Origin of the sequence: Sodaliphilus pleomorphus (assembly GCF_009676955.1) — a bacterium.
Classification (GTDB): Bacteria; Bacteroidota; Bacteroidia; order Bacteroidales; family Muribaculaceae; genus Sodaliphilus; species Sodaliphilus pleomorphus.
The window spans coordinates 990,373-1,002,771 of sequence record NZ_CP045696.1; the positions used below are offsets into that span (position 1 = coordinate 990,373).

Genomic DNA, 12,399 nt, shown 5'->3' on the forward strand with positions numbered 1-12,399 from the left:
TTATATATGGGATTGGCAATAGTGCTTGGGCTCTCGACGGTGTCGTGCACCAACGATTTTGAGAGCACCAACACCGACCCCAACTACATGAATGTGGGCGACCTGCACAACCCCTACGAGATGTTTGAGCCCATGTTCTACGGCATGGCTCGCAGCTGCTGGACCTACTACAGCTGGTTCTGGAACGACGAGCTCGCCCAGTACACCGTGTTCAGCGGCGGCACCACCCGCGAAGAGAACCGCTACAAGATAGGCGAGTCCAACTTCACCAGCGTGTGGAACAACTATTGCAACTACGGCAACAACTGCCAGCACATGATCGACATGGCCGTCAAGTATGACGTGCCCGCTGCCCAGGCCGTGGGCATGACCTTGAAGGTGCTCATCATGAGCAACCTCACCGACATCTATGGCGACATCCCCTACAAGGAGGCTTTCAAGGCCCGCAGCGAGCAGGCCATCACCAAGCCCACCTTTGAGTCGCAGAAAGAGGTGTACCAAGACATGCTTGCCGACCTCGACTCGGCCAACAACATCTATGCCGCCTACATCAAGAAGAACGCCTCGAGCGCCGATGCCGACTTTGCCCCCCTCGACTTGATGTATAACGGCGACATGGCCAAGTGGCAGAAGTTCAACAACACCTTGCGCATGCGCCTGCTGTGCCGTGTGAGCGGCCGCAGCGAGATGAACGCCGGCGAGCAGGTGCAGCACATGCTCGACAACCCCTCGCAGTATCCCGTGTTCACCAGCAACAGCGACAACGCCGTGGTCAACCTCACGGGCAACGACCCGTTCCAGAGCTACTTCCACAACATGCTCAAGAACGACTTCACCTCGAGCAGCTACCATGCAGCCGAGCAGGTGATCAAGCTCATGGTCTATGTCGACTCGGTGGGCATCCAGTCCTACTTCGACCCACGCCTGCCCATATGGTTTGTCGAGGGCAGCAACGGCTGGGCAGGCGCCATAAGCGGCGGCACGCCGGCCGAGCGCTCAGAGAGCAACGGCGACGCAGCACAGCTCAACTACGAGGTGTTTGTGCGCGATGCAGCGCCCATCAACATCATGGACTATGCCGAGGAGCAGTTCATCCTGGCCGAGATGTCGCTCAAGGGCGAGATCACCGGCGGCGAGCAGGCAGCACGCCAGTACTACGAGAACGGCGTGAGAGCCTCGATGCAGAAGTGGGCCCCCTGGGGTGCCTTCAGCGCCACCCCGCGCGCCATCACCGACGAGGACATCGACACCTATCTGGCCTCGCCGCTGGGCAGCTGGGACCACTATGCCAACAAGGAGCAGGCCATAGGCGAGCAAAAGTACCTGGCCCTGTTCTGGACCGGCATGGAAGCCTATCACGAGATACGCCGCACCGGCTATCCCGAGCTCACCCTGGGCAACGGCACCGACTACAACGACTACCAGTATCCTCAGCGCTTTGCCTACAACAACACCACCGTGGCCAACAATGCCGACCAGGTGAAGGCAGCCCTTGCACGCATGGGCGGCGACAACACGATGAAGACTCCCGTGTGGTGGAGCAAGCAGGCCATCACCGGCAAATTATTATTCACTTACTCTGCGCATTAATTGAACAAAAATGATGAAACACTATATCACAAGCGTGCTGCTTGCAGCCCTCACCGTTGCCGCAGCACTATCATTCACAGCTTGTAGCGACGACAACGACGCGGGCGAGGCCTTCTTCACCGTCTACGACGGGAGCAACGCCATCGAGAGCTACAACTTCGACTACACGGCCGCCGACACCACGGTGTGGAACAAGGCCAAGACCCTGGTCGTGCGCAGCAACCGCCCCTGGAAGCTGGTGCCACAAGACGAGAACGGCTGGCTGCGCGTGTTTCCCGACGAGGGCGAGGGCGACGGCCTGATACGCCTCTCGCGCACGCTCAACAACAAGCCCGACACCCGCACGCTCACCTACAAGATCTATCTCGACGGCAAGGACTCGGGCAAGACCTTCACTGTGACTCAGACGGGCGCTGAGCCCTATCTCAAGGGCTCGGCCACCTCGTTCACCATCGCCCGCACAGGCGGCGAGAACCAGTTCACCGTCATCACCAACGTGCCCTACGAGTACTCACTCAAGGGCAAAGACACCAGCTGGCTCACCGTGACCCGCAGCACTGCCGACGAGAACGTGCTCCTGCTCACTGCAGGCGAGAACCTCTCGGGCGACGACCGCACCATCACCTTGCACCTGCAGGGCACCGGCAACTACGCAGCCCTCACGCTCGACATCCCCGTCACGCAATTGAGCACCATCTTCTTCGACAACTTCGCTTGGATGGGCATCAACGGCATCGACACGCGCGCCGGCCTCTCGATACTGGGTTGGGACACCAACGGAGAGTCGGGTGCCCGCTTCGACAAGTGGACCGACGACGAGCTGGCCCATGGCTGGGTGAGCCGCAGCACCACCTGCTACATGCGTCCGGGCTTCTTCAAGCTGGGCAAGACCGGCAGCGGCGGCGACATCGTCTCGCCCAAGATCGACGAGATTGCCGGCACAATGGACATCACAGTGAGCTTCCAGGCTGTGGGCTACTCATCGGCCAAGGGCGCTCTCGACGACAAGGTGCTCTATGTGGGCCTCCTGGGCCCGGGCAAGATTGTGGGCGTGAAGGGCGCAGGCACTGCCGACCTGAACCAGAGCTGCTCCTATGTTGATGCCGACGGCACCACGCCGCTCACCCTCACCGGCTGCGCCTGCATCACACTCACGAGCGACAACAACTTCAACCCCACGACCGACCCCGACGGCCTGCTGATATGGAACAAGCCTGTGACCAAATACAGCGTGCTCATCGCAGGTGCCACAAGCGAGACCCAGGTGGTGATGATAGGCGGCGCCTTCGGCACTGCACTCAAGACCATAGGGCAAGGCAAGAACCGCGTCTTCATCGACAACTTCACCGTGCGTGCCGGCCTGGCTTCCAACGACTGACGACGCTCGACCGCCGCTCCCGCCACTGCTCAAGGGCAAGACGGTGAGTGGTGGGTAACGAAAAGGTAAAATTTTCATAAACTGGCAAAGCTGTCCTGGCATGGCTTTGCCAGTTTCAACAAGATAACCTAAATTTGCAACACTCACATATCAAAACAACAATACTGAAGATGAAACGTATCATTTTATGCTTAGCGCTTATGACATTGCTCAGTGTGGGCGCCTATGCCCAAACCAAGGTGATAGCCCATCGCGGCTACTGGAAGACCGAGGGTGTGACAGGCCCCGACGACGCCACCACCGCCTCGCAAAACTCAATCAACTCGCAGAACGGCGCCGCCCGCATCGGGGTGTACGGCTCCGAGTTTGACATTTGGTCGACAACCGACGGCGAGCTCTTCGTCAACCACGACGGGGTGCTCAACGGCGTCACCATCCAGACCTCAAAAGCTGCCGACGTGAGAAAGCTCAAGCTGCCCGACGGCGAGTACATCTCCACCCTCGACCAGTACCTGGCCAACTTCACCAAGCACCCCGGCCTGGAAGTGGTGCTCGAGGTCAAGGAGCACAAAAACAAGCTGCAAGAAGACGCAGCCGTGAAAAAGGCCATCAAGCTCGTCGACAAGTATGGCCTCATGAAGCGCACCACATGGATCACCTTCTCGCTCAACGCCATGCTCGACATGCTCAAGTGGCTGCCGCAAGGCTCGCCCGTGTACTATCTCGACGGCGAGCTGAGCCCCAAGACGCTCAAGAAAATAGGCGCCGCCGGCCTCGACTACCAGCTCAAGGTGATGAAAAAGCACCCCGAGTGGTTCAAGAAGGCCCACGAGCTGGGGCTGAAAGTGAACGTGTGGACCGTCAACAAGCCCGAAGACATGCAGTGGTGCATCGATCAGGGCGCCGACTTCATCACTACCAACGAGCCCGTCACCTGCCTGCAACTCGTGAAATAATGGCATCACCGGCTCGCCACACCCGCTACAAGCGCGAGAGCCTGCACAGCATGTGTTGTTGTGCAGGCTCTCGCGCTATGTGGCCTTTTGCGTTGCTGTGCCCCTTGGAGCCGGGGTGGGACTACTGGGCGATGACGAGGTCGATGCCCAGGTCGTGGATGCGCTTCACGTCTTTAGGGCTGATGTCGCTATCGGTGATGATGAGGTCGATCTCCTCGAGGTCGCCAATCTTGGCAAAGCCGCGGCGGCCAAACTTGGAGCTGTCGGCCAGCACGATAGTCTTCTGCGCCGCCTTCATCATGAGCCGGTTGAGCTCGGCCTCACGCAGGTCGGTGGTCGAGAAGCCGAAGTCGAAGTCGATGCCGTCGACACCGATGAAGAACTTGGAAAACGAGCAGTCGCGCAATATCATGCCGCTGTACTTGCCCACTACCGAGAGGCTGCTGTGACGCAGCTGGCCGCCCAGCTGGATGATGTCGATATTCTCGTTTTGCGCAAGAATCTCGCTCACCTGCAGCGAGGCACTCACTACCGTGAGCCGGTGCATGGGCACAATGTTGCGCGCCAGGGCATGCACCGTCGTGCCCGACCCTATGCATATCGAGTCGTCGGCACATATGAGCTTGGCCGCCTCACGCCCGATGTTGTTTTTCTGCTCGGGGGCCAGCTTCTCCTTCTCGTTGACCGAGCGGTTGTTGGCAAACGGGTTGAGCAGTATCGCACGACCGTGACTGCGATACAGCTTGTTGGACTTTTCCAACTCGGTCAAGTCCTTGCGCACCGTGACCGACGACACACCCAGCGCCTCGGCCAGCTCGGTAACCTGCACAGTTCCTTTCTTCAACAGTGTGCTCATTATGAGTGCATGACGTTTATCTTTAATCATGATGCAATGGTATTTATACACAAAGCTATACTTTGAATATTACAAAGTTATAAAAAATTGAATAATTTCAGCGCTTCGAAAACAATTATTTCGTAAAAAACTTGGTGATTTTTAAAAATGTAGCTAAATTTGTTGCGAACAAAAAGCATATACGTTTCAAAGCAAAAATCAAAACGTCATTTTTTGTTTCAAAACGCCTGCCACTTGTTGATATAGACTAAAATAAAAGGAACTAATTATACTCTCGCCACAAAACTTATAGTAATGAACAACGAACTTAAAAGCCATTATGACGTCATCATCATCGGGGGCGGCATCACTGGAGCCGGCACTGCGCGCGACTGCGCCATGCGCGGGTTGAGTGTGCTGCTGGTGGAGCGTTACGACTTCACCAACGGCGCAACCGGCCGCAACCACGGCCTGCTGCACAGCGGGGCACGGTATGCCGTGACCGACAGCGAGTCGGCCTCGGAGTGCATCAAGGAGAACATGACCCTGCGCAAGATTGCACGCCACTGCGTCGATGAAACCGACGGTTTGTTTATAACTCTTCCCGAGGACGATCTCAACTATCAGGCCACCTTTGTTGAGGCCTGCCACAAAGCCGGCATCAGGGCCGACGTCATCGACCCTGCCCAGGCCCGAGAGCTCGAGCCGGCAGTCAACCCCACCCTCACAGGAGCAGTGAGGGTGCCCGACGCCTCGATCGACCCCTTCCGTCTCACCATTGCCAACGTGGTCGACGCCCGCCTGCACGGCGCTCAATTGCTCAACTACCACGAGGTGACCGGTCTCATCATCAATCAAGACCGCGTCGAGGGCGTGAAGCTGCGCAACAACCACACGGGCCAGCAGCTCGAAGTGCACAGCAGCCTGGTCATCAATGCAGCCGGGATATGGGGCATGCTCATCGCCCAAATGGCCGGTGTGAAAGTCAACATGTTCCCGGCCAAGGGCGCGCTGCTCATCTTCGGGCACCGCGTCAACAACATGGTCATCAACCGCTGCCGCAAGCCAGCCAATGCCGACATTCTGGTGCCCGACGACACCGTGTGCGTGATAGGCACCACCAGCGACCGCGTGCCCATCGAGGAGTGCGACCACATGCGTGTGACCGACGAGGAAGTGCAAGTGCTCATCACCGAGGGCGAGAAGCTCGCCCCCGCGCTGGCCTCGACCCGCATCCTGCGCGCCTATGCCGGCGTGCGCCCGCTGGTGGCCAGCGACAACGACCCCTCGGGCCGCAGCATCAGCCGCGGCATCGTGTGCCTCGACCACGAGACGCGCGACGGCCTGGCCGGCTTCATCACCATCACCGGCGGCAAGATGATGACCTACCGCATGATGGCCGAGGTGGCCACCAACCTGGCCTGCAAGAAGCTGCACATCGACAAGCCCTGCACCACTGCCACCACTGCGCTGCCTGGCTCAGAGGAAAAGAAAGACGAGGCCACCCTGCGCACCTACAGCTTTGCCCAGAAGGCAGCCGACGGCCGCCACGGCACCTACACCAAGCAAATCGACGAGGCCGACCTGGTCGATGACGCCCTGGTGTGCGAGTGCGAGGAGGTGAGTGTGGGCGAGGTGAAATATGCCGTCGACAACCTGCACGTGCACAACCTGCTCAACCTGCGCCGCCGCACACGCGTGGGCATGGGCACCTGCCAGGGCGAGCTGTGCTCGTGCCGCGCCGCCAACCTGCTGTGCAAGAGCGAGACCGCCAGCAAGGAGGCCGCCGACCTGGCCCGCTTTGTCGACGAGCGCTGGAAAGGCATGAAGCCAGTAGCCTGGGGCGACACCCTGAGCGAGGCCCAGCTCACAGCCACCATATATGAAGACTTATTAGGACTAAACCAGTTCTCAAGCAAGGAAGGAGGCAACCAATGAAATTTGACACCATCATTATAGGAGGAGGCCTCGCAGGCCTCACTGCCGGACTGGCACTGCTCAAAGCCGGGCAAAAGGTGGCGCTGGTGAGCGACGGGCAGAGCGCACTGCACTTTGCCTCGGGCAGCTTCGACCTGCTGGGCTACGACGCCCAGGGCCAGGCCGTGGCCAACCCCGTCGAGGCCATCGCGCAACTCGATGCAACCCACCCCTACAGCAAGGTGAGCGACATCGCCGCCACGGCACAAGAGGCACAGCAGCTGCTTGCCGAGTGCGGCCTCAAGACCAAGGGCGATGCCCAGGCCAACCACTACCGCCTCACCCCCATGGGCGCACTCAAGCCCACGTGGCTCACCATCGACGACTTTGTAACGCTCGACGAGCCCGCAACCGCACCGTGGAAAAAGGTGCTCGTGGCCAACATCATGGGCTATCTCGACTTTCCCTCCAAGTTTGTCGTGGCCGGCCTGCGCCAGCTGGGCGTGGAGGTCGACTTGAAAGCCTTCACCACCCCCGAGCTCACCCGTGCGCGCAAGTCGCCCAGCGAGATGCGTGCCACCAACATATCGAAGGTGCTCACCCACCCGGCCGTAGTGGCCGAGGTGGCCCGAGAGCTCAACACGCTGGCCACGGGCTACGACGCCGTGCTTGTGCCGGCAGTAGCAGGCATGCGCGACGGCGGCGAGGCCACCTCGCTCAAGGAGCAGGTCGACACGCCACTCTACTATGTGGCCACCCTGCCCCCGTCGGTGCCCGGCGTGCGCACCCAGATGCTGCTCAACAAGCGCTTTGCCCAGCTGGGCGGCACCTTCCTCACCGGCGACCAGGTCACTGGCGGCAAGCTCGAGGGCGACAAGCTCATGAGCATCAACACCGCCAAGCTCGAGGACACCGAGCTCAGGGCCCGCAACTATGTGCTGGCCACCGGCAGCTTCCTCTCGCACGGCCTGGCAGCCAACTACGAGCGCGTGTACGAGCCCGTGCTGGGGCTCGACGTCGACTACAGCGGCGAGCGCAAGGACTGGAGCCGCTACGGCGTGTTCAACGACCAGCCCTACATGCACTTTGGCGTGGCAACCGATGCCAAGCTGCACGTGAAGAAAGACGGCAAAGTAATCAACAACTGCTATGCTGCAGGCGCCGTGCTGAGCGGCAACAACCGCGTGAAAATGGCCGACGGTGCCGGCGTCGACATGCTCACCGCCCTGCAGGCAGCAAAAAACATCTTACAGAAATAGAGAGGAATTGAGTCATGGCTAACAAAACTCAAATTGAAAGCAAGAGCATATTCAACTTCGAGCAATGCCTGAAGTGCTCGATATGCACAGTATATTGCCCCGTGGCAGCGGTCAACCCCACCTATCCCGGCCCCAAGCAGGCCGGCCCCGACGGCGAGCGCTACCGCCTGAAGAGCCCCGTGTTCTTCGACGAGAGCCTCAAGAAGTGCCTCAACTGCAAGCGCTGCGAGGTGGCTTGCCCCAGCAATGTGAACGTGGGCGACATCATCCAGGCGGCCCGCATGCAATACAGCCAGCACAAGCCAGGTCTGCGCGACCGCATCCTGGCCAGCACCGACTTTGTGGGCACCATGGCCAACCGCTTTGCCCCCATTGTGAACACCACCCTGGCCTGGGGCCTCACCAAGAGCCTGATGCACGGCACCATAGGCGTCGACAAGCACCGCACCTTCCCGGCCTACACCAACCAGCGCTTCGAGACGTGGTTCAAGCGCAACGCGCAGGCCAGCCAGGACCAGTATAGCAAGCACGTGAGCTACTTCCACGGGTGCTATGTAAACTACAACTTCCCCAAGCTGGGGCAAGACTTCGTGAAAATCATGAATGCGGTGGGCTACGGCGTGCATCTGCTCGAGAAAGAACGCTGCTGCGGCGTGGCCAAGATTGCCAACGGCCTCTATGACCAGGCCCGCAAGCATGCCAACATAAACATCAACTCTATTAAAAAATCGGTTCAGGACGAGGGTCGCCCTGTGTTAACCACGAGCAGCACCTGTACATTCACCCTCAGGGACGAGTACGACCACCTGCTGGGCATCGACAACAGCAGCGTGCGCGACCAGGTGATGCTGGCGACCCGCTTCCTCTTCCAGTTGGTGGACCAGGGCAAGGTGAAGCTGGCCTTCAAGCCCGACTACAAGCGGCGCATCGCCTACCACAGTGCCTGCCACATGGAGCGCATGGGCTGGACCGTATACAGCACCGAGCTGCTGAAGATGGTGCCCGGCATCGACTTTGTCATGCTCGAGAGCATGTGCTGCGGCATTGCCGGCACCTATGGATTCAAGAAGGAGAACTACGAGACGTCGCAGCAGATAGGCGCTCCGCTCTTTGAGCAAATCAAAAACGCCCATGTCGACTGCGTGTCGACCGACTGCGAGACCTGCAAGTGGCAAATCGAGATGTCGACTGGCGTGCCCGTCGAAAATCCCATCAGCATCCTGGCCGACGCCCTCGATGTGGAAAAAACCATCGCGCTCAACAGCTAAGTGAAAAGCAAGAGCTCACCCCGCCGCCCCTCAAAGTGGACAGCCGCAGGTGAGCATCTTCTTTTACAGGGCTGCACACAGCCGGCCACCCCCCCTCTGAAGCTGACTATTATTAACAAAAAAAATACATAACACATAACACACTATGAGTAATTTTCTAACTCCCCCGGCATTTAAGCCCGAGCAAACCGGCCCCGAGGCCGACGCCAGATACAGGAAACTGCGCTGGCAGGTGTTTCTGGGCATCTTCATCGGCTATGCCGGCTTCTACATCGTGCGCAAGAATTTCTCGATGGCCATACCGGCACTTGCCCCCTTCGGCTTCGACAAGGGCGAGCTCAGCATCGTGCTCTCGATGAATGCCATTGCCTACGGTTTCTCCAAGTTTATCATGGCCAGCATCAGCGACCGCAGCGATGCCCGCAAGTTCCTGCCCCTGGGCCTTGTGTGCGCCGCCGTGTCGATGCTCTTCATGATTGCCCCCGTCCAGTGGCTGGGCGCCGAGCACAAGAGTGCAGCCATCGCGCTCATGTGCGTGCTCAACTTCCTGGTGGGCTGGTTCAACGGCATGGGCTGGCCTCCCTGCGGCCGTGTGATGACACACTGGTTCAGCATCAAGGAGCGCGGCACCTGGATGAGCTTCTGGAACTGCGCCCACAACGTGGGCGGCGCGCTGGTGGGCCCCATGGCTGCCTACGGCGCCACCTGGTTTGGCTCGTGGTTCTACGGCGCCAACGCCAAGTACTATTTCCTCATTGGCACCTATGCCTTCCCGGCTGCGGTAGCCATCTTGATTGCCATCATTGCCTGGTGCCTGATACGCGACACACCGCAATCGTGTGGTCTGCCCTCGATCGAGAAGTGGAGCGGCAACTATGCCAAGAATTACAAAGAGAACGACGAGAAATCGATCTCGAGCAAGGAGATATTCAAGACCGTGCTCAGCAACAAGTTTCTGTGGTTTATCGCCATGGCCAACGTGTTTGTCTACATGATACGCTACGGCTGTCTCGACTGGGCACCCACCATTCTCACCGAGCGCGGCATCGACATCAAGAGTGCCGGCTGGGCCTACTTTGCCTATGAGTTTGCCGCCATACCGGGCACCATCTTCTGCGGCTGGCTCAGCGACCACGTGTTCCACGGCCGCCGCGCCCTACCCACCATCTTGTTTATGGCCCTGGTGGCTGTGGCCATCTTCATCTACTGGCAAAACCTCGACAACCTCTATGTAGTGATAGGTTGCCTCATCGCCATAGGCTTCCTCATCTACGGCCCCGTGATGCTCATAGGCGTGCAGGCACTCGACCTGGCTCCCAAGAACGCTGCCGGCACCGCAGCCGGTCTCACGGGCTTCATGGGCTATGTGCTGGGCACCGCCCTGCTGGCCAACGTGGTGATAGGCTATGTGGCCGAGAATGCCGGCTGGAGCTGGACCTTTGCGCTGCTCATCATCGCCTGCCTGATGGCCATCCTGTTTATGGGCCTCACCTACCGCGAGGAGCAATATCTCGTGGGTGGCAAGAAGAGGAAATAATCAATAATAGAGAACGACACTTCATTAACATTACATCTTTTTAAATATCGAAACTATGTCAAAAGAAGAAGAAAAAACTGACGTCTATGCCTCATTGGGCAAAGACCGCAAGAGATTTCTGAGCTGGCAATGGAAGACCATCATCGTGACCATGATAGGTTACGCCCTCTTCTACTTCGTGCGCAAAAACATGAGTGTGGCCATGCCTGGAATCACTGCCGAGTATGGCATTACCAACAAGAGCTTCGGTTGGATTATCTTTGCCGGCTCGCTGGTATATGGTTTCTCCCGCTTCATCAACGGCTACACCGTCGACAAGTACAAGGGCCGCCTGGTGATGTCGCTGGGCCTGCTGCTGTGCGCCGTGAGCAACTTCTTTTTCGGTGCCGGCGCCAACCTGAGCACAATGATCACGGGCACCTACAACGGTCCCGACTTCATCAACATGTTTATTCTGATCATGGGTGTGACCATCATCCTCAACCAGTTCTTCCAGGGTATGGGCTATCCTCCATGCGCACGCATCCTGCCGCACTGGATACACCCCAGCCAGCTGGCCACCAAGATGAGTGTGTGGAACTGCTCGCACTCGGTGGGAGCAGCCCTGGCCGTCGTGGTGTGCGGCGCCATCATGGGCTCGCTGGGCACCGACATGAGCAACCACCCCGAGGTGGTGAAAGCCATCACGGCCAACCTGACCAACAACGACGTGGCCGACGCTGCCACCAAGGCCCTCTCCTATGCCGCCCACTACGGCGCCTGGAAGTGGTGCTTCTGGGTTCCGGCCTGCCTGGCACTGGCCGGTGCAGTCTTTCTGTTCACCTGCCTGCGCGACGAGCCCAAGGAGGTGGGTTTGCCCGACCTGCCTGGCACCAAGCTCAAGGTGACCGAGAGCAAGAACCCCAAGGCCAAGGCAAAATTTGAGAAAGTGATGGTGTGGACCAACCGCTGGGTGTGGACCTTCTGCATCGCCAACCTCTTTGTATATATCGTGCGCATGAGCATCCTCGACTGGGGACCCAAGTTCCTGACCGAGGCCAGCGGCCTCGACATTGCCAAGGCAGCATGGACCACTGCCGGCTTTGAGATCGCAGGCATCATCGGCACCCTGTCGTGGGGCTACATCACCGACCACGTGTTCAAGGGCAAGGGCCACCACACCTGCGTGGTGTGCATGCTGGGCGCTGCCATCTTCATGGCCATCTTCTTTGCCATGGTGACGATGCACGTCAACAACCTGCTCTACATCTCGATCGTGCTCATGTGCGCCGGCTTCTGCATCTACGGCCCGCAGGCCCTCATCGGCATCGAGCTGGGCAACCAGGCCACCAAGGAGGCCAGTGCACGCGCCAACGGCATCGCCGGCATCCTGGGCTATCTGGGCAGCGGCCTGAGCGGCCTCATCGTGGGCTATGTGGCCGACGCCTATGGCTGGGCAGCCGTGTTTGGCACCATGATTGTCGTGGCACTCATCGGCATGCTCGTGCTCATCTCGATGTGGAAGGCTCCGCGCGACGGTTACGCACGTGCCAACAGCATCGACTACGACAGCGAGGATTAATCGCCGCCATGCAGCAGGCCCTCGCGGCCTGCCGCTGCAACCACAACTCACCCTCCCCGCAACCGGGAGGGTGATTGCACTCGACTGAACTTAAAGTC

9 protein-coding genes are annotated in these 12,399 nt (G+C 59.2%); 8 read left to right on the top strand and 1 reads right to left on the bottom strand.

Annotated elements, in window-relative coordinates; genetic code table 11:
• The first annotated feature begins 6 nt into the window (after window positions 1-6).
• The 3 genes from GF423_RS04060 to GF423_RS04070 all read left to right on the top strand — a co-directional run bounded on the left by GF423_RS04060 (window position 7) and on the right by GF423_RS04070 (window position 3,924).
• Window positions 7-1,590 carry a SusD/RagB family nutrient-binding outer membrane lipoprotein gene (locus GF423_RS04060; protein ID WP_206113364.1) on the top strand — a complete coding sequence of 528 codons (1,584 nt, stop codon included), beginning with the start codon at window positions 7-9 and terminating at the stop codon, window positions 1,588-1,590.
• 10 nt (window positions 1,591-1,600) lie between these two features.
• On the top strand, window positions 1,601-2,968 hold the full coding sequence (locus GF423_RS04065; RefSeq protein ID WP_154327182.1) for a BACON domain-containing protein: 1,368 nt from the start codon (window positions 1,601-1,603) through the stop codon (window positions 2,966-2,968).
• A gap of 164 nt (window positions 2,969-3,132) precedes the next feature.
• A complete protein-coding gene (locus GF423_RS04070; RefSeq protein ID WP_154328971.1) occupies window positions 3,133-3,924 on the top strand; it encodes a glycerophosphodiester phosphodiesterase family protein in 792 nt (263 codons plus the stop codon).
• 121 nt (window positions 3,925-4,045) lie between these two features.
• On the opposite strand, the gene GF423_RS04075 is transcribed toward GF423_RS04070, so the two are convergent.
• A complete protein-coding gene (locus GF423_RS04075; protein ID WP_154327183.1) occupies window positions 4,046-4,810 on the bottom strand; it encodes a DeoR/GlpR family DNA-binding transcription regulator in 765 nt (254 codons plus the stop codon).
• Between the two features lie 264 nt (window positions 4,811-5,074).
• Between GF423_RS04075 and glpA the strand changes: the two genes are divergently transcribed.
• The 5 genes from glpA (at window position 5,075) to GF423_RS04100 (ending at window position 12,301) form a co-directional block, all read left to right on the top strand.
• The gene (glpA, locus tag GF423_RS04080) at window positions 5,075-6,697 is read left to right on the top strand and encodes an anaerobic glycerol-3-phosphate dehydrogenase subunit A (RefSeq protein ID WP_154327184.1); all 1,623 of its coding nucleotides are present in this window, start codon (window positions 5,075-5,077) and stop codon (window positions 6,695-6,697) included.
• Complete coding sequence (gene glpB, locus GF423_RS04085; RefSeq protein ID WP_154327185.1) at window positions 6,694-7,935, top strand: glycerol-3-phosphate dehydrogenase subunit GlpB; 1,242 nt, start codon at window positions 6,694-6,696, stop codon at window positions 7,933-7,935. The genes glpA and glpB overlap by 4 nt, the downstream gene beginning before the upstream one ends.
• A gap of 14 nt (window positions 7,936-7,949) precedes the next feature.
• The gene (gene glpC / locus GF423_RS04090; protein WP_154327186.1) at window positions 7,950-9,203 is read left to right on the top strand and encodes an anaerobic glycerol-3-phosphate dehydrogenase subunit GlpC; all 1,254 of its coding nucleotides are present in this window, start codon (window positions 7,950-7,952) and stop codon (window positions 9,201-9,203) included.
• Window positions 9,204-9,348: 145 nt separating this feature from the next.
• On the top strand, window positions 9,349-10,740 hold the full coding sequence (locus tag GF423_RS04095) for an MFS transporter (RefSeq protein ID WP_154327187.1): 1,392 nt from the start codon (window positions 9,349-9,351) through the stop codon (window positions 10,738-10,740).
• A gap of 55 nt (window positions 10,741-10,795) precedes the next feature.
• Window positions 10,796-12,301 carry an MFS transporter gene (locus tag GF423_RS04100; protein WP_154327188.1) on the top strand — a complete coding sequence of 502 codons (1,506 nt, stop codon included), beginning with the start codon at window positions 10,796-10,798 and terminating at the stop codon, window positions 12,299-12,301.
• The last annotated feature ends 98 nt before the right edge of the window (window positions 12,302-12,399 follow it).

Coding starts and splice junctions, on each gene's coding strand:
- glpB (WP_154327185.1), top strand. CDS start 6,694: ATGAAATTTGACACCATCATTATAGGAGGAGGCCTCGCAGGCCTCACT.
- GF423_RS04065 (WP_154327182.1), top strand. CDS start 1,601: ATGATGAAACACTATATCACAAGCGTGCTGCTTGCAGCCCTCACCGTT.
- GF423_RS04060 (WP_206113364.1), top strand. CDS start 7: ATGGGATTGGCAATAGTGCTTGGGCTCTCGACGGTGTCGTGCACCAAC.
- glpC (WP_154327186.1), top strand. CDS start 7,950: ATGGCTAACAAAACTCAAATTGAAAGCAAGAGCATATTCAACTTCGAG.
- GF423_RS04095 (WP_154327187.1), top strand. CDS start 9,349: ATGAGTAATTTTCTAACTCCCCCGGCATTTAAGCCCGAGCAAACCGGC.
- glpA (WP_154327184.1), top strand. CDS start 5,075: ATGAACAACGAACTTAAAAGCCATTATGACGTCATCATCATCGGGGGC.
- GF423_RS04100 (WP_154327188.1), top strand. CDS start 10,796: ATGTCAAAAGAAGAAGAAAAAACTGACGTCTATGCCTCATTGGGCAAA.
- GF423_RS04075 (WP_154327183.1), bottom strand. CDS start 4,810: ATGATTAAAGATAAACGTCATGCACTCATAATGAGCACACTGTTGAAG.